At 68.9% G+C, this 19004-nt stretch carries 14 protein-coding genes; 8 read left to right on the forward strand and 6 right to left on the reverse strand.

Annotation, left to right across the window (positions count from 1 at the left end):
* Window positions 1–99, forward strand: a 99-nt coding sequence (locus tag ACM0PY_RS18515; protein WP_423171149.1) for an IS3 family transposase, incomplete at its 5' end; no start/stop codon positions are given.
* Between the two features lie 131 nt (window positions 100–230).
* Here ACM0PY_RS18515 and ACM0PY_RS18520 read toward each other — a convergent pair.
* The gene (locus tag ACM0PY_RS18520) at window positions 231–1097 is read right to left on the reverse strand and encodes a methylglyoxal synthase (protein ID WP_088496785.1); all 867 of its coding nucleotides are present in this window, start codon (window positions 1095–1097) and stop codon (window positions 231–233) included.
* 167 nt (window positions 1098–1264) lie between these two features.
* Between ACM0PY_RS18520 and ACM0PY_RS18525 the strand changes: the two genes are divergently transcribed.
* Complete coding sequence (locus tag ACM0PY_RS18525; protein WP_180886377.1) at window positions 1265–3673, forward strand: ATP-binding protein; 2409 nt, start codon at window positions 1265–1267, stop codon at window positions 3671–3673.
* Here ACM0PY_RS18525 and ACM0PY_RS18530 read toward each other — a convergent pair.
* The 3 genes from ACM0PY_RS18530 to ACM0PY_RS18540 form a co-directional block, all read right to left on the reverse strand.
* On the reverse strand, window positions 3659–5104 hold the full coding sequence (locus ACM0PY_RS18530; protein WP_065185527.1) for a glutamate synthase small subunit GltD family protein: 1446 nt from the start codon (window positions 5102–5104) through the stop codon (window positions 3659–3661). The genes ACM0PY_RS18525 and ACM0PY_RS18530 overlap by 15 nt on opposite strands.
* An 89-nt stretch (window positions 5105–5193) precedes the next feature.
* Window positions 5194–9648, reverse strand: a complete 4455-nt coding sequence (gene gltB / locus ACM0PY_RS18535; RefSeq protein WP_180886375.1) for a glutamate synthase large subunit — start codon at window positions 9646–9648, stop codon at window positions 5194–5196.
* 174 nt (window positions 9649–9822) lie between these two features.
* Entirely contained in the window at window positions 9823–10212 is a 390-nt protein-coding gene (locus ACM0PY_RS18540) for an I78 family peptidase inhibitor (RefSeq protein ID WP_032954733.1), read from the reverse strand.
* A 111-nt stretch (window positions 10213–10323) separates the two neighbouring features.
* Between ACM0PY_RS18540 and ACM0PY_RS18545 the strand changes: the two genes are divergently transcribed.
* A complete protein-coding gene (locus ACM0PY_RS18545) occupies window positions 10324–11382 on the forward strand; it encodes a DNA topoisomerase IB (RefSeq protein WP_180886374.1) in 1059 nt (352 codons plus the stop codon).
* Here the strand turns inward: ACM0PY_RS18545 and ACM0PY_RS18550 are convergent.
* A complete protein-coding gene (locus tag ACM0PY_RS18550; protein ID WP_005421049.1) occupies window positions 11370–11678 on the reverse strand; it encodes a hypothetical protein in 309 nt (102 codons plus the stop codon). The genes ACM0PY_RS18545 and ACM0PY_RS18550 overlap by 13 nt on opposite strands.
* 196 nt (window positions 11679–11874) lie before the next feature.
* Between ACM0PY_RS18550 and ACM0PY_RS18555 the strand changes: the two genes are divergently transcribed.
* From ACM0PY_RS18555 to ACM0PY_RS18565, 3 genes are all read left to right on the forward strand, one after another.
* Entirely contained in the window at window positions 11875–12981 is a 1107-nt protein-coding gene (locus ACM0PY_RS18555) for an SDR family oxidoreductase (RefSeq protein WP_180886372.1), read from the forward strand.
* A gap of 111 nt (window positions 12982–13092) precedes the next feature.
* Window positions 13093–14508 (forward strand): XVIPCD domain-containing protein, encoded by a 1416-nt coding sequence (locus tag ACM0PY_RS18560; protein ID WP_134971474.1) that lies wholly within the window; start codon window positions 13093–13095, stop codon window positions 14506–14508.
* A 3-nt stretch (window positions 14509–14511) separates the two neighbouring features.
* Window positions 14512–15324, forward strand: coding sequence for a hypothetical protein (locus tag ACM0PY_RS18565; protein WP_180886371.1), 813 nt, complete (start codon window positions 14512–14514; stop codon window positions 15322–15324).
* On the opposite strand, the gene ACM0PY_RS18570 is transcribed toward ACM0PY_RS18565, so the two are convergent.
* Window positions 15283–16380, reverse strand: coding sequence for a serine hydrolase domain-containing protein (locus ACM0PY_RS18570; protein WP_134972877.1), 1098 nt, complete (start codon window positions 16378–16380; stop codon window positions 15283–15285). The two genes, ACM0PY_RS18565 and ACM0PY_RS18570, sit on opposite strands and share 42 nt — an antisense overlap.
* A 188-nt stretch (window positions 16381–16568) precedes the next feature.
* Between ACM0PY_RS18570 and ACM0PY_RS18575 the strand changes: the two genes are divergently transcribed.
* Together ACM0PY_RS18575 and ACM0PY_RS18580 are read left to right on the forward strand one after the other, a co-directional pair.
* Complete coding sequence (locus ACM0PY_RS18575; protein WP_005421039.1) at window positions 16569–16955, forward strand: BlaI/MecI/CopY family transcriptional regulator; 387 nt, start codon at window positions 16569–16571, stop codon at window positions 16953–16955.
* Window positions 16956–16958: 3 nt separating this feature from the next.
* Entirely contained in the window at window positions 16959–18950 is a 1992-nt protein-coding gene (locus ACM0PY_RS18580; protein WP_180886369.1) for a M56 family metallopeptidase, read from the forward strand.
* The last annotated feature ends 54 nt before the right edge of the window (window positions 18951–19004 follow it).

Consider the following 19004-nt stretch of genomic DNA (forward strand, 5'->3'; position numbering starts at 1 on the left):
GTGGAGTACATCAAGTACTACAACCAAGAGCGAATCAGATTGAAATTGAAGGGGCTAAGCCCGGTAAAGTACCGGGAGCAGGCCCAATCGGCCGCCTGACCCCGTCCAAGTCTCGGGGGTCACTTCAGGGACGGGTTCACGGCGTCCCCCGCAATTCCACCCATCCCGGCCAACCTCATGATCGTGCAGCCCCCACCCACCACGAGGGGCGCAGCCGTTGGCCGAAACCCTCACCCCGCCCGCAATGCCGCTGCGGCCGCCCAGCGTGCCGCCACCCGCGGCGCGGTGATGCACACCGCCTGGTCGGTCACCGTTGTCACCGCGCGCTCCAGCAGCTGGATATCGGCCTCGTGCTGGCGTGCCACATGCGGGTCCTCGAAGAAGATCGCGCGCTGGCAGCGCCCCTCCAGCACACGGTCGGCAATCTGCGCATCGCCGCCCATCGGGCCACTCTGGTAGCGCGTCACCCACGGCGTATCGCTGGGCCAGCCGCGGCTCCAGGCCAGTTCGTTCAAGCGCTGGCCGGTGGTGCCGGTCGCCACGCGCTCGCCGAACCGTGCCAGCACATCGAAGTGCTCGTCAGCGAAGGCCAGCATCGCCGGCTTCATCGCGTCGTGCGCGATCAGCGCCAGCGTCTGGTGCTGGAAGGCATGCAGATCGTCGGCACCGGCATCAGCAGCCAGCCCGGCGTGGATGCGCTCCACCTCGATCCAGTCACGCGCAGTGGCCACGGTTGAAATGAACGGCTTGCCGTGGATCACGCACTGCCGCTTGAGCGCGGTTGCCTCCGGAAACACCGAGGAAGGATCGACCGGGTCGATCAGGTAGATCGCACCGTCCAGAGTGCGCTCCGGCCCCATGCCAACCACTTCGGCCACCAGTTTCATCAGGCCACCCTCGCGGCCGTAGGGGTAGCGGTGCAGGCCACCGTAGCCGGCCAGGAAGCCCTGCCGTTCGATCGCATCGTGGGTGCGCCCGACCGCGTGCAGCGATACCCCCAGTTCACGCAGCCCGGCCTCGCTGGCACGCAGCCAGCGGAACAGCGCGGCGCGCGCATCGTGGTGATGGAGACGGTTGGCGGCCAGGCCGATACGCATCGAGCGCTCCGTAGGGACGGGTAGAAGCGGCAGTGTATGTCGGCATTCGCCGATAGGGATGTTTTTCGAATTTTTCTCATTGTCGCGGAAGCGCGCCTCGCTAGCGTGGCTGGCAGCGGTACCGCTGCGCGGCCGTGGTTCCTGCCCGCGAAATGAGGATGTCTACCGTGAATGTCGCCGGCCGCCGCACCGTCGCCGCTGTCATGGCATCGCTGTTGCTGCCCGGCATCGCTGCTGCGTCCGGCTGTGCGAGTCCACTGCAGGTGGCATGGCGTTCCGATCGGCCGCCGCTGTCATACAACGCGCAGGGCGATCTTGCGGGGTTGGCTGCGGATTACCTGCCGCTGCTGGGCCCGCAGGCAGTGCAGCATGCGCAGCCATTGCCCGCAGCGGTGCTCACCGATGACCCGCTGCCGGCTGGCACCCAGGTGCTGCTGGGCTGGCCGCGCGCACAGCTGCCGACCGGCTGGGTGGCCAGCAGTCCCTACCTGGAAGTGCCACAGGTGATCGTGCGGCGCGAGGGTGCAGCGCCAGTGCTGGGGTTGGAGGGACTGCGTGGCCGCAGCGTGGCCAGCCCGGACCGGCTGCCGCTGGACGCATTGCTGGCCGAACAGGCCCCGGGTGCGCAGCTGCTGGCACCGGCGCCGCTGGACCACGCGCTGTCACTGCTGCGCGCCGGGCTGGTCGATGCCGTGGTGGCCAATCTCGCTGAAGTCGAAGCCGCGCTTCGCGCCGTGCCGGGTGACCCTCTGGTGATCGCAGCACCCGCGGGCTTCGGCGATGCACTGGTGCTGGCCGCCGTACCGGCCTGTGCTGCGGTGGTCGCTGCCTTCGACCGGGAGCTGCAGCGGGAGGGCGATGCGCGTCGGGCGTCGGTTCGCAGTGCCTGGCTGCCGGACCTGCCACGTGCGCGGCCCGCCGGTTCGGCACTGCGCTGGCTGGTGCCGGTGTCGCTGATCCTGCTCGCGCTCATACTGCTGCATGCCTTCGGCTACTGGCGCGTGCATCGCGAGAGCGTGCGTCGCCGGGTGCTGGAGCAGCGCTTGCATGAAGTCACCGCGAACCTGCCGGCGGTGGTCTACCAGGCGCGCCGTTCGGCAACCGGCCACTACAGCCTGGCGCAGATCGCCGGCGACGTGCAGGCGCTGTTCGGCGTAGCCGTGGAGACTGAGCGGATCGACCATCTGCAGCTGCTGGCGGCCGTGCATGCCGGTGACCGCAGCCGGGTGATGGCGAGCATCGAAGCGGCCGCGCTCGTGCGCGGTCCGATCGACGTCACCTTCCGCACCCGGGCGGCGCAGGGCTGGCGCTGGGTCCGATCACAGGGACGACCGTTGCCGTGCGATGACAGCAGCGTGGAGTGGAGCGGCTACTGGATGGACGTCAGCGAAGCCCAGGCGCGCGCAACGGCGTTGGCCGAGGCGCGCCGCGCGGCCGAGCAGGCGGCGCTGGCCAAAGGCCATTTCCTGGCGACCATGAGCCACGAGATCCGCACGCCGATGAGCACCCTGCTGGGCATGCTGGAGCGGCTGGCTGGCACGGACCTGGATGCGGGCCAGCGGCAGGTGCTGACAACCGTCGGTGACGCTGCGCAGATGCTGCGGCAGATCCTCGACGATGTGCTGCACAGCCAGCGCCTGCAGCCGGCGCCCCTGCAGCTGCGTCCGACCGATCTGGCGGCGCTGGTGTGCGCGGTGCAGGAGCTGTTGATGCCCGTCGCGGCCAGCCGCGGGCTGCACCTGTGCAGCGAGATTGACCCGACGTTGCAGCCCTGGTCGCTGGCTGACGGGCTGCGCCTGCGGCAGGTCCTGTTCAACCTGGCCGGCAACGCGCTCAAGTTCACCCTGCAGGGAAGCGTGGTGTTGCAGGTCCGCGTGCTGCAGCAGCGCGACGGCGGCCAGCGACTGCGCCTGCAGGTGACCGATACGGGCGTGGGCATCAGCGCGGAGCGGCAACAGGCGGTGTTTGCCGCCTACGAGCAGGCCGAGGCGTCGACCACGCGCCGTTTCGGCGGCAGTGGTCTGGGGCTGTCGATCTGCCGGGAGCTGGCGACGTCGATGGGCGGGCGTCTGCACCTGCGCAGCGTGCCCGGCAAGGGCACCACCGTGTGGCTGGAGCTGGACCTGGCGGCCTGTGCGGCCCCCGCTGCGGGACCGGCGACGGCACGGCCCGCGCAACGACCGTTGCCGCCGGCGCGGGTGCTGGTGGCCGAGGATCATCCGACCAACCTGCAGTTGCTGGCACAACGCCTGTGCGAGCTGGGACTGCAGGTGCACGCCTGTAGCGACGGCCTGCAGGCATGGGAGGCCTGGCAGGCGCAACCGTTCGACCTGGTCATCACCGACTGCCACATGCCGCACATGGATGGCTTCGCGCTGGCCCGGGCGATCCGTAGCGACGCCTGCGCCACCCGTGCGCGGGTCCCGATCATTGCGCTGACTGCCAGCGTGCTGGAGCGCACCCGTGAGGCCTGCCGTGATGCGGGCATCGACCATTTCCTGGCCAAGCCGCTGGAGGTGCACGAACTGCGCGCGCTGCTGGAAGTGCTGCTGTTGCCGGACTCAGTGCGCCAGTAGGCGGACGATGCTGGCAGCGGCGTCGCGGCCTTCGGCCACCGCGGTTACCACGAGATCGGCACCACGCACCGCGTCACCACCGGCGAACAGGCGTGGATGCGCGGTCTGGAACGGCAGGCGGTCCTTGCCACCGGCGAGGATGCGGCCATTGGGCTGGCCTTCCACCCCCAGTTCCGCCAGCCACGCCGGCACGCTCGGCGAGAAGCCGAAGGCGATGATCACCACGTCTGCCTCCAGCAGCGACTCACTGCCTTCGATCGGCACCGCGTTCTGGCGGCCATTGGCATCGGGCTCGCCCAGCCGGGTCTCGACCACGGTCACGCCGATCACCTCGTCGTCGGCGCCGGCTTCGATCGACAGCGGCTGCCGGTTGAACAGGAAGCGCACCCCTTCCTCGCGTGCATTGGCGACTTCGCGCGCGCTGCCGGGCATGTTGGCTTCGTCGCGGCGATAGGCGCAGGTGACCTTGGCCGCGCCCAGCCGCACCGCACTGCGCACGCAGTCCATGCCGGTATCGCCACCGCCCAGAACCACCACGCGCTTGCCGTTGAGATCGGGCAGGGCGATGGTGTCTTCCCAGCCGGCGATCGGCCGGCCCTTCGGATCATCGCCGCCGACGATGCGGCTGTTCTGCACCAGGAACGGCAGCGCCGGCAGCACGCCCTTCAGGTCCTGGCCGACCAGGCCACCATCGGTATAGCGGTAGGCGCCGGTGCCTATGAACACCGCATCGTGGCTGTCCAGCAACTGCTGCACGCTGACATCACGGCCGATCTCCACACCGAGGCGGAACTGCACGCCCATGCCTTCCAGTACGTCACGGCGGCGATGGATCACATCCTTGTCCAGCTTGAAGCTGGGAATGCCGAACTGCAGCAGGCCACCGATCTGCTCGTAGCGGTCGTAGACCACGGCGGCAATGCCGGCGCGTGCCAGGCGGTCGGCACAGGCCAGCCCGGCCGGGCCGGCACCAATCACCGCCACACTGTGGCCGGTCGGCTGCACCGCGCCCAGGTCCGGGCGCCAGCCACTGGCCAGTGCGGTATCGACGATGTACTTCTCCACCGCGCCGATGGTGACCGCGCCGAATTCCTCCAGCGTGCAGCTGCCTTCGCACAGCCGATCCTGCGGGCAGACCCGGCCGCACACTTCCGGCAGCGGATTGGTGCTGTGGCACAGCGTGGCGGCCTCGTGGATGCGGTTTTCCTGCACCAGCTGCAGCCACTGCGGAATGGCGTTGTGCACCGGGCACTTCCAGCTGCAGTACGGGTTGCCGCAGTCCAGGCAGCGGCCCGCCTGGTACTGGGCGTCTTCCTTGCCGAACTTGCCGTACAGCTCGCCCCAGTCGCCGGACGTGCGCAGTTCCACCGGGATGCGCTGCGGCATGGTGCGGGGCAGGTCGAGGAACTGGAAGGCGTGCTTGCGGCTCATGGCGGACTCTGGAATGCGAGGGGGAACGTTGCCGGCCAGCGGCCGGCACTACGTGATCCTGGGTTGCCGGCCAGCGGCCGGCACTACCGTTATGCGGCGCGTCGCAGGGTTTCGGTCAGCGACTCGATGCTGGCGGCCTTGGGTTTGACCAGCCAGAACTTGCCGATGTAATCGCGGAACTCGTCCAGGATCTGCTGTGCCCAGATGCTGCCGGTCAGCTCGCGGTGGCGGCCGATCAGGCGGTGCAGGTGCTGGCGGTAGTTCTCGAAGCCTTCGGCGGAGACGCGATGGATGTCGATCAGCTCGTGGTTGTAGCGGTCGACGAAATCGCGGTCCACGTCCAGCACGTAAGCCAGGCCACCGGTGAAGCCGGCGCCGAAGTTCAGCCCGACCTTGCCCAGCACCAGCACCACGCCGTCGGTCATGTACTCGCAGCAGTGGTCACCGGCACCTTCCACCACCGCCAGCGCGCCCGAATTGCGCACCGCGAAGCGTTCGCCGGCACGACCGGCGGCGAACAGCTCGCCACCGGTAGCGCCATACAGGCAGGTGTTGCCAATGATGGCGGTGCTGCGTGCCTCGAAGCGGGCGCCACGCGGCGGACGCACCACCAGCCGGCCGCCGGCCATGCCCTTGCCGACGTAGTCGTTGGCTTCGCCTTCCACTTCCAGGTGCAGGCCACCGACGTTGAAGGCACCGAAGCTCTGCCCGGCGCTGCCACGGAAGCGCAGTTCCAGCGGTGCCTCGGCCATGCCCTGGTTGCCGTGCGCGCGCGCCACCGCACCGGCCAGTCGGGTGCCGATGCTGCGGTCGGTGTTGTGGATCAGGAAGCGGTGCTCGCCACCGCGCTTGTGTTCGATAGCCGGCGCCAGCAGGCCATCCATCTGCGTGGCCAGGCTGTCCGGCGATTCGTACAGGCGCTGGGCGGCGCAGTGGCTGCCTTCATAGCGGGCATCGGCCAGCAGGCGCGACAGGTCCACGCGCACGCCATCGCGGGGCGCGGCCTCGATCTGCCGCAGCAGGTCGGTGCGGCCGACGATCTCTTCCAGCGAACGTGCACCCAGGTACGCCAGCCAGCCGCGCACTTCCTCGGCCAGCAGGCGGAAGAAGTTCTCCACGCGTTCGGGCTGGCCGGTGAAGTGGTTCTCGCGCAGGCGCTCGTCCTGGGTGGCCACGCCGGTGGCGCAGTTGTTGAGGTGGCAGATGCGCAGGTACTTGCAGCCCAGCACGATCATCGGCGCGGTGCCGAAGCCGAAGCTGTCCGCCCCCAGCAGCGCGGCCTTGACCACATCCAGGCCGGTCTTCAGGCCGCCATCGGTCTGCAGCAGGGTGCGCCCGCGCAGGTCGTTGGCCAGCAGCGCCTGATGCGCTTCGGCCACGCCCAGTTCCCACGGCACGCCGGCATAGCGGATCGAGCTGACCGGCGACGCACCGGTGCCGCCGTCATGGCCGGAGATGGTGATCAGGTCCGCACCGGCCTTGACCACGCCTGCGGCAATCGTGCCGACGCCGGCATGGCTGACCAGCTTCACCGACACCAGCGCGGTCGGGTTGACCTGCTTGAGGTCGTAGATCAGCTGCGCCAGGTCTTCGATCGAATAGATGTCGTGGTGCGGTGGCGGCGAGATCAGGCCGATGCCCGGGCGCGCATAGCGCAGGCGTGCGATCAGTTCGTTGACCTTGTGCCCGGGCAGCTGGCCACCCTCGCCGGGCTTGGCACCCTGCGCGACCTTGATCTGCAGCACCTCGGCATTGACCAGGTATTCGGCGGTGACGCCGAAGCGGCCCGAGGCCACCTGCTTGATCTTGCTGCGCTTCGCGGTGCCATAGCGTGCGGGATCTTCGCCGCCTTCGCCGGAATTGCTGCGGCCGCCGAGGCGGTTCATGGCGATGGCCAGTGCCTCGTGCGCTTCCGGCGACAGCGCGCCGAGGCTGATGGCTGCGGTATCGAAGCGCGGGAACAGGGCGCTGGCCGGGGCGACCTCGTCCAGCGGCACCGGCATTGCGGCCGGCACCAGTTCCAGCAGGTCGCGCAGCGCCGATGGCGGGCGCGCGTGCACCGCATCGCAGTACTGCTGCCACGCACGCGGGTCACCGCTGCGCGCGGCGCGCTGCAGGGTGGTGACCACGTCGGGGTTGTACATGTGGTACTCGCCGCCGTGCACGTACTTCAGCAGGCCGCCCACGTCCACGCCCTGCTGCGCATCCCAGGCCTGCGCGCACAGCTCGCGCGCGTCGGCATCCAGGCGTGCGAAGCCGGCGCCGCCGATGCGCGAGGCGGTGTCCGGGAAGCACATGTCCACAACCTCGGGTTCCAGGCCGATGATCTCGAACAGCTGCGCGCCGCGATAGCTTGCCACCGTACAGATGCCCATCTTCGAGATGATCTTCGACAGGCCCTTGTAGATGCCCTTGCGGTAGCGGCGGCCGATCTGCGACTGCTCGCCGCCCTTGCTGAGCTTGAGGATGCCGCGTCGGCCCAGGTCGAACAGGGTCTGGTAGGCCAAGTACGGATACACCGCGGTGGCACCGAAGCCGAGCAGGCAGGCCATGTGGTGCGGGTCGCGCGCGGTGCCGGTTTCGACGATCAGATTGACGTCGCAGCGCAGCCCCAGCCGCGAGAGGTGGTGGTGGATGGCGCTGGTGGCCAGCAGCGCATGCACCATCGGCCGACCGGCCACCGGGTAGCGGTCGGACAGCAGCAGCATCACCATGCCCTCGCGCGCGGCCTGCTCGGCCTCGGCACAGATGCGCTCGATGCCGGCACGCAGGCCCTCGTCTTCGCTGTAGGACAGGTCAAGCAGGCGGTTGGCCTGCACGTACTGGTCCATCTTCAGCAGCTGGCGCAGCTTGCGCTGGCTCAGCACCGGCGAGTTGAGAATGACGTGGTTCACCGTCTCCGGGCCGGCATGGAAGATGTTGGTCTCCTTGCCGAGCTGGGTGGACAGGGACATCGCGCAGTCTTCGCGCAGCGGATCGATCGGCGGGTTGGTGACCTGCGCGAAGGCCTGGCGGAAATAGTCGTACAGCGGACGGCTGCGCTGGCTCAGCACGGCCATCGGTGTGTCGTCGCCCATCGAGCCGGTGGCTTCCTGCTCGGTCTCGGCCAGTGGCCGCAGCACCTGTTCCACTTCCTCGCTGCTGAGCTGGTAGAGCTTGTGGTAGCTGCGCAGGGTGGCTTCGTCGAACGGCTCTTCCACCAGTGACGGGTCGATCAGTTCGGTCTGCAGGTAGGTCACGCCCTGCTGCAGCCACTGCTTGTACGGCGCGCGGCCGCGGTTGATGCGGTCCACCGCATCCGAATCGAGCAGGTCGCCGCGCTTGAGGTCGATGGCCACCATTTCGCCGGGGCCGAGCTTGCCCTTGCGCACCACGCGCTCGGTCGGCACTTCCCACACGCCGGCTTCGGAGGCGACCAGGAAGTGGCGGTCGGCGGTGAGCATCCAGCGCGCCGGGCGCAGGCCGTTGCGGTCCAATGTACACACCGCATAGCGGCTGTCGCAGGCGACGATGCCGGCCGGGCCGTCCCACGGCTCGCTGTTGAGGCCGTGGAATTCGTAGAAGGCGGCCAGGTCGGGGTCCTTGAACTCCAGCGACTGGGTGGCCGGCGGCACCAGAATGCGCAGCGCCTGGATCAGCTCCATGCCACCGGCAACCATCAGCTCCAGCATGTTGTCCAGGCTCTGCGAGTCCGAACCGTGCATGGAGATCACCGGATCGAATTCGGCGATGTCGAAGCGCGGCGTCTTCCACACCTTGCTGCGCGCCTGCGCCCAGCGACGGTTGCCTTCGATGGTGTTGATCTCGCCGTTGTGGGCGAGCATCCGGAACGGGTGCGCCAGCGGCCAGCGCGGCAGCGTGTTGGTGGAGAAGCGCTGGTGGAACACGATCGCGCTGGAGGCCAGTTCGCGGCGCTGCAGGTCGGGGAAGAAGCGGCTGAGCTTGTCCGGCAGCACCATGCCCTTGTAGCTGATCGCATCCGGGGTGAGGGTGGTGACGTAGAAGTCGGCATGGTCGCGCAGCTGCTGTTCGCTGCGGCGACGGGCCAGGAACAGCGCCAGCGCGAAGCCGGCATCATCCTGGCCGACGCCAGCATCGACGAACACCTGCTCGATGCGTGGCAGGGTGTCCCGCGCCAGCTGGCCGCAGACGCTGTCGTCGATGGGTACCTCGCGCCAGCCGGCGACCTTGCAGCCGACCGCTTCGATCTGCGCCTGCAGCTGCGTGCGGCAGGCGTGTGCAGCCTCGGCATCGTGCGGCAGGAACACCAGGCCGGCAGCGAAGCGTGCGGCGACGGCGATGCCGGCTTCACTGGCCAGCAGTTTCAGGAACGCATCGGGGCGGCGCAGCAGCAGGCCGCAGCCATCGCCGGTCAGGCCATCGGCGGCGACGCCGCCGCGGTGGGTCATGCGCGAAAGCGCGGCGATGGCGGTATCAACCAACAGGCGCGAAGGTTGATCGTCGAGCTGGGCGACCATGCCAAATCCACAGGCATCGCGCTCGGAGCGCGGGTCGTAAAGCCCTTGGCGGTTGCGGGGGGCCATCTCTACCTCGATGCGTATAGGGTTGGCGGCGACACTCGTCCCCGCTCATTCCCTGGAGCGCATCGTGAGGCCACCGGATGCCTCGACTAGATCACAGGTTGCTGCAGCGCCGCAATACACGGTTGCAGGTGCAACAGAACGCGCCGGCAACCCCGTGCCGGCGCGCGGTCGAACTCAGCCGCAGCGCACGCCGCTGACCAGGCCCTTGTCGTCCACTTCGATGTTCAGGCGGTCGCCGAGGAACTCCATGGTGGCGACGTCATTGGGCTTCATGACGCGCAGCTGGTGGGCACCGGCATCTTCCTGCGCCTGCTTGCCCAGCGCGTCGGCGTAGGCCTGGCCGACCAGGCTCTGCACCTGGCTGGCATCGCAGGTGCCGACCGGCGGTGCCTCGGTGGCCTTGCCGGTTTCGTCGGCCGGCGCCTTGGCGGCTTCGGCCGCCTGCTGGGCATGGGCAGTGGCCGAATCCTGTTCATCCAGCGCCGGAGCCTGGCAGGCGGTCAGGGCCAGCACGGCCGGCAGCAGCAGGGCGGAGAGCGAACGGGCGCGAATCGGGAACGACATCATGACTCCGGAAGGGATTGTGAAAGCCCGAGCATAGCGGCGAACCGACCCTCACGTGTTTGTCTTCTGTTATCGACAGGTTCGCGGCATCGCGACGGCGACACTGCGGTCATGCCAACCTCCTCTACCCCCGAACGACAGGCCGCGCGCGCGGCCGGCCTGCGCTATGTCGATGACACCCAGCCAGGCATCAGCCGGCGCCGCGCCGGCAAGGGCTTCAGTTACCGCGATGCCGATGGCCACGCGGTTCGCGATGCCGCCACCCTGCAGCGCATCCGTGCGCTGGCGATTCCACCTGCGTATACCGCTGTGTGGATCTGTGCCCACGCCAATGGCCACCTGCAGGCCACCGGTCGCGATGCGCGTGGACGCAAGCAGTATCGCTACCATGCCGATTGGGCGAAGGAGCGCGATGCCGGCAAGTTCGACCGCATCATCGCCTTTGGCGAGGCGTTGCCCACGTTGCGGCGGCGGCTGTCGCGCGATCTGAAGCAGCCCGGCTTCCCGCGCGACAAGGTGCTTGCGGTGGTGGTGGCCCTGCTGGCCGACACCCTGGTGCGGGTGGGCAACGAAAGCTATGCACAGGAAAACAAATCCTACGGGCTGACAACGCTGCGCAACCGCCACCTGGACCTGCTGCGCGGCGGCCGCGTGCGCATGCGCTTCCGGGGCAAATCCGGGCAGTTGCACGAGGTGGTGGTGGGCGATCGGCGGCTGGGCACGCTGGTACGCGGCATCCAGCAGCTGCCCGGGCAGGCGCTGTTCCAGTACCGCGACGACGAAGGCGCGCTGCAGCCGGTGGATTCCGGCGCGGTGAACGACTACCTGCGCGAGGTGATGGGCGAAGACTTCACCGCCAAGGACTTCCGCACCTGGGGTGGCACGCTGGCGGCGGTACAGGCATTGGCCACCACCGAACTGCCGGAACCGGCCAGCCAGCGCGTGCTGGCCAAGGCGCAGCGTGAAGTGGTCTGCCAAGTGGCGGCACGGCTGGGCAACACGCCGGCTGTGTGCCGCAAGGCCTACATCGACCCGTGCGTGTTTGCCGGCTGGGAGCGCGGTGAGCTGGTCTCGCTGGCCGGCCTGCGCGGCCCGCGGCAGTGGGAGCAGGCCACGCTGAAAGTGCTGCGCCGGGCGCGGCGGCTCAGTCGTAGTCGTCAGCCGCAGTAGATCGCAACGATGTTGTTGGTCCGGCCCTTCTCGATGGTCAGGCGGTCGCCGCCCTCGCTGGCCGGCGGCACCCGCGGACCGTCATGGCGCAGTACCCGTACGTGCAGGCTGTCGCTGTCCACGCGTGCGCGGGCCACGGTGGCGTCCGAGGCGGCCAGGCCCACCGCGCCGCGCACCCTGTCGCTGTGGCACTGGCCGGAAATCACGCCGTCGATCGGCTGCACCTGGGCCATCGGCGTGCTGCTGCAGGCGGCAAGGGCAAAGCAGGCGGCGGCGGTGGCGATGGCATGTTTCATGGAGGCACTCCTTGTTTGATTGCGTGCAGGGTGCGACGTCAGACGTGGTGGCGGAATGAATGCCGTGCACATCGTGGACACGGCGCGCTCACCGCCGCCAACAGCGTGGGTGGAGACACTGCAGGAGCGGCATGGGCCGCCCCCCGGTAGTGCCGGCCGCTTGCCGGCAGCCCCTTTCCCTCCCGAGGAGACCTGCATGGCCACCACCAGGAAGACCCCCGCCCGCCGTAAGGCATCGCCGAAAGTGCGTAAAGGCAGCACCTCGACCAAGGCGGTCGCCGACCCTGATCGCCCGCGCGTGGTGAAGACCGCAACCCGCAAGGCAGCCGCCAGTGATCCACGGGCGGCACGCGTCGCTGCACGGCAGCGGCGCCTGCAGGACCAGGAGAAGGCCAAGGACGCCCGCGCGGCCAAGAAGGCAACGAAGAAGACCGCGACCCAGGCCGGCGCACGCCGGCAGCCGGAGGCGATGCCGGCGCAGCAGCTGGCCAAGCCCGGGCACGAGCACGAACTGGAGCTGGCGCCCCGTTTCCTTGCGCCCGACTACGCGGGCAGCGGCAAGCTGCAGGGCATGCGTGCGATCGTCACCGGTGGCGACTCCGGCATTGGCCGTGCGGTGGCAGTGTTGTTCGCGCGCGAAGGTGCGGATGTGGCGGTACTGCACCTGGACGAGGCCGAAGACGCGGACATCACCCGCCAGCACGTGGAACGCGAAGGCGGCCGCTGCTTGGTGATCGCTGGCGATGTGCGCGATCCGCGTTTCTGCAACAAGGCCGTCAAGCAGGTGGCCAAGGCTTTCGGCGGCATCGACATCCTCGTCAACAACGCCGCGTTCCAGCTGCACTGCGAGCGCCTGGAAGACCTGGAAGACGCGCACCTGCAGGAAACCCTGCAGACCAACATCGGCGGTTACATCCAGATGGCGCGTGCGGTACTGCCGCATCTGGGCGAAGGCGCCAGCATCATCAACACCGGCTCGGAAACGGGGATCTTCGGCAGCAAGGCGCTGATCGACTATTCCGCCACCAAGGGCGCGATCCATGCGTTCACCAAGGCGCTGGCCAGCCAGCTGCTGCCGCGCGGCATCCGGGTCAACTGCGTGGCACCGGGTCCGGTGTGGACGCCGCTGAACCCCGCCGACAAGCAGGCCGAAGACGTGGCGGAGTTCGGCAAGGACAGCGACATGGGCCGGCCCGCACAGCCCGAGGAACTGTCGCCGGCGTATGTGTTCCTGGCCTCTCCGGCCTGTGCCAGTTACATCAGTGGGGTGATCCTGCCGGTGATGGGCGGGCCACGGGGCTGAGTGTGATCTGCCTGAATGCGGCGTGGCGGCGAAGGTGTGCGGTGCGTCAAAAAGCCCCAGCCGGCGGCTGGGGTAGGCTGACTCCGTACTGATCACGTCCAAGGAACGACCATGCCCGAGATGGATATCGATGCGGCGGCCAACGAAGTCGTCGCCCTGCTAAGGCAGAACGACCCGCGCGCTGCAGCCGCCCGCCTGAACGCCCTGCACGACGGGCAGAGCGCCGTGGTGCAGGAAGCGCTGGATCGCTACGTGTCGGTGCGCGCCGCCACCGAGCTTGAGACATTGCGGCGCAGCGGAGGTGTTGCCGCAGCTGATGCGACGACGGTGAACCCGATGCTGGACCGTCTGAGCAACGCGGAGCGTCCACCACGGATGCCCGACGCGGCTGAGACCGCAGGCCTGAGCCAGGCCCAGCAGTACGACGTTTATGGCAGCATCGTGGCCCAGCGCGGCAACATCGCAGCGAACGATGCAATGGCAACCCAGGACCGCGTGGTGCTGGGGTTGCGCGATGAGAACCGCACGACCGAGGCGCGCGGACGTGGGGTCTACGATGACCGCATCGTGGTGCTGTGGAAGGATGCGCAGGGCCGCGGCCATGTGCGCGAGTTCAACCAGGCCACGACCGAGCCGACCGCCCAGTACGACGGCCATGCCAAGACCGCGCCGCCCAGCCCGGGCTTTGGCAATGTGGCGCCGCGTACCAAGACCGAGGGTGAGGATGTCAACGGCGACCGGGTCAAGGATCTGGGGCGCCTGGGCGAGGGCACCACCGAGATGCGCGCGACCACCCATCCGCGCAATGGCCATCCCGATGAGTTCGCGCTGCGTCCTTCGCAGGACGCGATCACTGCGGGCGCCGGACGGGTGGAGCGCGACAGCAATGGCGACGGCTGGTTCGATGCGCGCGATACCCAGGGCGTGCAGGACCTCAACGACACCTTCAAGATCCATCGCGGCAGCCGGTCCAACACCGATTCGGCCGGCTGCCAGACCATCGGCGGCGGCGAGTACGACGACTTCGTGTCGACGGTGCGCGGCACGCCTGGGCAGAACCGCTGGCAGTACGTGCTGACCTCGGTTGCACCCGGCCAGGCGCGCGAGCTGGGGCAGGATGTGCCGCTCGCGGCCAACGACGATCCCCGTCAGCCGCAGCATCGCGACCATGCCCTGCAGCAGCAGATCAGCACCCGCCTGCACGCCCTGGGTGGACGCTACGCCGAGCATGCCGACGACTACAGTCTGGTGATGCTGCGCGAAGCGAAGGCCGCGGGCATCACCCGGGTCGACCAGATCGTGGCCAGCAATCCCAGTGCTGGACGTGCGGCGGGCGAAACACTGTTCCTGGTGCAGGGCAGTCCGGGCGATCCTGCGGCGCTGCGCGCAGGGGTCAATGCAGCCGAGGTGCGCGACACCGCGGTGGAATCCAGCCTGCGCCAGCTGCAGCAGCAATCGCGCGAACAGGCGGCACCCGTGGCCGCGCCTGCACAAACGCAGGAAGCGCCGGCGATGGGAGGGCGTTGAGCGATGATCCGATCACACCTGAGTCTGACCGTTTCGTTGATGCTGCTGCTGGCCTGCAGCGCCTGCGCGCCCGCTGGAGAGCGCGTCGCACCGGTAGCGCCTGCCGCCAGCTCACCGGCGAAACCGGAGGCCTTGCCTTTGCAGACCCTGCCCGCTGATCGCGGATTGCCCGCACTGCCGGAAGCCTCTGGCAGCGCCCACCCCGGCGGCCGCTACGAAGCACTGCCGGAACCGGCCAGGCAGGTGCTGGCGCAGTTGAAGTGCAAGGTGGAGGGCGCCAGCAAGGTGCAGGTGCTTTCCATTCCAGCGCAGGGTGGCCAGCAGGACTTCATGGTTACCGACAGCAGCGGGCCGCGTTTCCGCTACTGGATGCGGTCGTTCTCCGGCAGTGGCGGTATCACCGGCTATCTGGTGCAGCTGCAGGGCTGCCCGGCAACCACCACGGGCATGCGCGCCTACATCGCACAGGGAGCCGCACCGCTGCAGGATGTCACCGCATCCATCCTGGCGCAGGCCGGGTTGCCCGATGCGGCGACCATGACGGCCTACGAGGACAAGGGCGCGGGCGATCTGTTCGCCTTCATCGGCGTGCTGGACAAAGTGCCCGTGCTGCGTTGGGTGGCCGAAGCCGACCCCGAACAGCCACTGACCGACGATGCGCGCAGCTTCGACCATGGCAATGCCATGCACGGCGGTTTCCTGCGCTGGAACGATGATCACTTTGAAGTGTCCAGGACCGTGCCGGCCGGGCTATGGCCCTGCGATGACAGCCCGCTATTGCCGTGCCAGGGCGACCCGTTCGTGACCGGGCGTTGAGGCATCGCGCGCATAGAAATCGGCAATGCGTGGAATGAACTGCTGTGGATTGGCACCGACAAGATTGGTCAGTACCACCACCGCCACGCCGCGCTCGGGATAGACCACGAAGGCCGAGCGCGCACCGCCGATACCGGCCACCTGAAGGTCGGGCGATGCGTGCAACACCGGCCAGCCACCCGCCCACGGGCCGGCACGGCCATCCGCCAGGCGCTCTACGCTCCACATCCGCCGCAGGGCCGTCTCCGGCAGCAGGCGGCCTTCGGTCAGCGCGACCAGCCAGCGCGCGGTGTCGTCGGCGGTGGTGAGGATGCCGCCACCCGCCCACAGCGAAGGCGGTATGTCGTAGAACCAATGCGACAGGCGGGACGGCGCATCTACATCGTCGGTGGCACGCGGGGCCAGGCTGTACATCGTCGCAGCATCCGGAATCAGGTCGTAGCTGTCGCCGAAGGTGGTGCGGGCCATGCGCGCGCTGCTGAACTGGCCGGTGGCGAGGAAACGTTCGTAGGGCATGCCGGATTGCTGCGCGATGATCCGTGCCAGCAATACGTAGTTGGTCTGGTTGTAGGCGAAGTGCTGCCCAGGCGCCGCTTCCAGCGGTCGAGCTGTCACCGCCGCCCATGCCTGTGCTTCGGAACCTCCGCCCAGCAGCCCGTTCGCATCAAGGATGTCCGGAAGGCCGGAGGTATGCGCCAGCAGCTGGTGTACGCGTACGTCTCTCCACGCTGGCGGAAGATCACCCAGATATCGCGAGGCCGGCGCGTCCAGATCCAGCTGCCCTTGCTGAGCCAGCTGCGCGGCAGCCACGCCGGTAAACGCCTTGGTGGCCGAATTGAGCGGGAAGCGGGTGTCCCGCGAGGCAAGCACGCCGTTCTCGACGTTGGCCAGGCCGTAGGCTTCGGAGAGCACGATCTGCCCGTCCTTGACCACCGCGACCTGCAGCCCGGGGATGCGCTGCTCCAGCATGATCTGGCGGATCAGGCGGCGGGTCTGGTCGTTGGCCTGGTCCTGGCTGGCAGAGACGGCGGCGAAGGGCAGGGCACTGATGAGCATGAGCACGACTCGGAGCGTTGGGCGGAACATGCGGAATTCCAGCGGGCGTTGCGAATCGGATGCAGACAGCGCGTCGAAGGTTTAAGCGCTCGGTGCCCTACCGTTCGTCGGCCCGTGACTTCCGGGGGGTTGACTACAGCTGTCGTCAAGCTGACAGTGGCGACACGTGTAGTCAAGGGAGTGGTGTCATGCGCGGCAAGACCATCGGGGACCAGGAACTGGCCCTGCTGCAGTACATCGATGAACATGCGCCGGCCAGTGTCGGCGAGGTCGCCAGTGGCTACGGCGAGGCCCGCGGGCTGGCCCGCTCCACTGTGCTGACGATGATGGAGCGCCTGCGGGCGAAGGGGTATCTTCAGCGCCGGCAACAGGACGGTATCTACCGCTACCAGGCCACCCGCGGCCCGCAGAGCGTGCTGCAGGGCGCGGTGGCGCAGTTTGTCGACAACACCCTGCAGGGCTCGGTGTCGCCGTTCGTGGCCTATCTGTCGCAGCGGCAGAAGGTCAGCGACAACGAACTGGCCGAACTGGAAGCGCTGGTCGCCCAACTCCAATCGCGTCGCCACGAGGGCTGAGCCATGGACACCACGATGCTGATCCCGATGCTGGAACGCCTGGGCTGGACCAGCCTGCAGACCGTGCTGCTGGTAGCCCTGGTATATGGCGTGTGCCGCGCGCTGCCGTCACTGTCGGCGGCGACCCGCTGCCGCCTGTGGTGGCTGGTATCGCTGCAGGCCGTGCTTGGCCTGTTCTGGAGCCAGCCGTTGCAGTTGGCCTGGCTGCCTGCCCCGCAGGCGGTGGCGATGACCGCGACCGACGTGGCCGCTGACATCGTCTACCCGCTGGCCCCGGAGGCCTCGGCACAGTTGCTGGCCGCGATGCCGATGCCTGCAGCGGATGCACCGGCAGTGGCGTGGTGGGCCGTCGCACTGGCCGCGCTGTGGGCATCCGGCGTGCTGCTGATGGCGCTGCGTACCTTCGGTGAGTGGCGTCGCTGCCGCGCGCTGCTGGCAGCGGCCTATCCCTGCGAGGACCAGGCGTTGGTGCAGGCCCTGCAGCTGGCTTCCGATGCACATGGCGTGCGGCCTGCGCCGCGGTTGTGGATGAGCACGCAGGTGGACGCACCGCAGCTGGTCGGTCCGTTCCGCCCGGTGCTGCTGTTGCCGGCTGGCGACAACGCCCTGCAGGGCGACGCGCTGGACCTGGCCCTGACCCACGAACTGCAGCACCTGCAGCGGCGGGACCTGCAGTGGGGCCTGCTGCCTGCGCTGGCCCAGCACCTGTTCTTCTTCCATCCGCTGCTGCGCCTGTCGGTGCGTGAATATGCACAAGCGCGCGAAGAAGCGGTGGACGCAGCGGTGGTGGGCCAGCACGCTGCCAGCCGCCAGGCCTATGGCCGTCTGCTGCTGCAGCTGGGGGTGGCACCGCAGCCGCACCTGGGCGTGGCCAGTGCCGCACCGGATGCCACCAGCCTCAAGCGTCGCCTGCTCTCGCTGCAGCCGCGCCGGGCATGCCCGCGCATCCTGGCGATGGCGCTGACTGCTGTGGTGGTGGTGGTGGGCGTGGCGCCGATGCGACTGGTCGCAGCGCCGGTGCCGCCGGCACCGCCCGCGCCACCGGCGGCACCCAAGGTCGTGGCGCCACCACCGCCGAAGGCTCCCAAGGCTCCGGTCGCACCGCCATCCGCCGCGGGCGTGCCGGCGGCCCCGGCCGCGCCTGCAGCACCGGCCGCGCCGGCCGAACCCGCTGACGCGACCGGGCCCGACGATGCCGATGTGGCCGAAGTCGACGATGCCACGGGCATGGCCGAAGACGATGAAGGCGCGACGTCGGCCGCCACCTCCATCACCACCTACGGTCGCCTCGACCTGGGCAGGTCGCCCCGGGAGGCCTTCGTTCTGGTTGATGGTGATTCGACCTTCGCCAACGGCGGCATGGACGACGTGACGGTGGCCCGCAGGCAGCTCGGCAAGGGCCCGGCGTTGTGGTTCCGCCAGGGTGAAAAGCGCTACGTGGTGCGTGACCCGATGCTGATCCAGACGCTGCAGCGTGCCTACAGCGGTGCCGTAGAGCTGGGCCGCCAGCAGAGCGAACTGGGCCGCCAGCAAAGCCTATTGGGTCGCCAGCAGGGCGAACTCGGCAGGCAGATGGGTGAAATGGGCCGCCTGCAGGGCGAGCAATCGCGCCGCATCGCACTGATCGCCGCCGAGGCCGCGCGCACTGCGATGGCCGCGCATGACATCAACCGCGAGGCGGCGGCGGAAGCGGCAAAGGCAGCGCGCGGTGCAACCAGCGACGTGGCCGTTGCGCGTGAGGCTGCACGCGAGGCCGCCGCCGAGGCACGCCGTGCGATGCAGGAAGCCCGCAGCGAGGCCGCGCAGTCCGGCCGCACTCGTGACATGCAGCGCCTGGCCAGCCAGCAGTCTGAACTGGCCAGCCGCCAGGCAGCGCTGGGCAGCCAGCAGGCCGCCTTGGGCGAGCGCCAGGCCCGCGTGCATGCGCAGGCGTCGCAGCAGGCGCAGCAGGTGATCGCGCGCGCACTGGCCAGTGGCAAGGCCGAGCGACTCTGATCGGTAGTGGGGGGGGGGGGGGGGGGGCGGGGGGGGGGGGGGGGGGGGGGGGGG

The sequence above is a fragment of the Stenotrophomonas sp. BR163 genome, from assembly GCF_047520985.2.
GTDB classification, from domain to species: domain Bacteria; phylum Pseudomonadota; class Gammaproteobacteria; order Xanthomonadales; family Xanthomonadaceae; genus Stenotrophomonas; species Stenotrophomonas sepilia.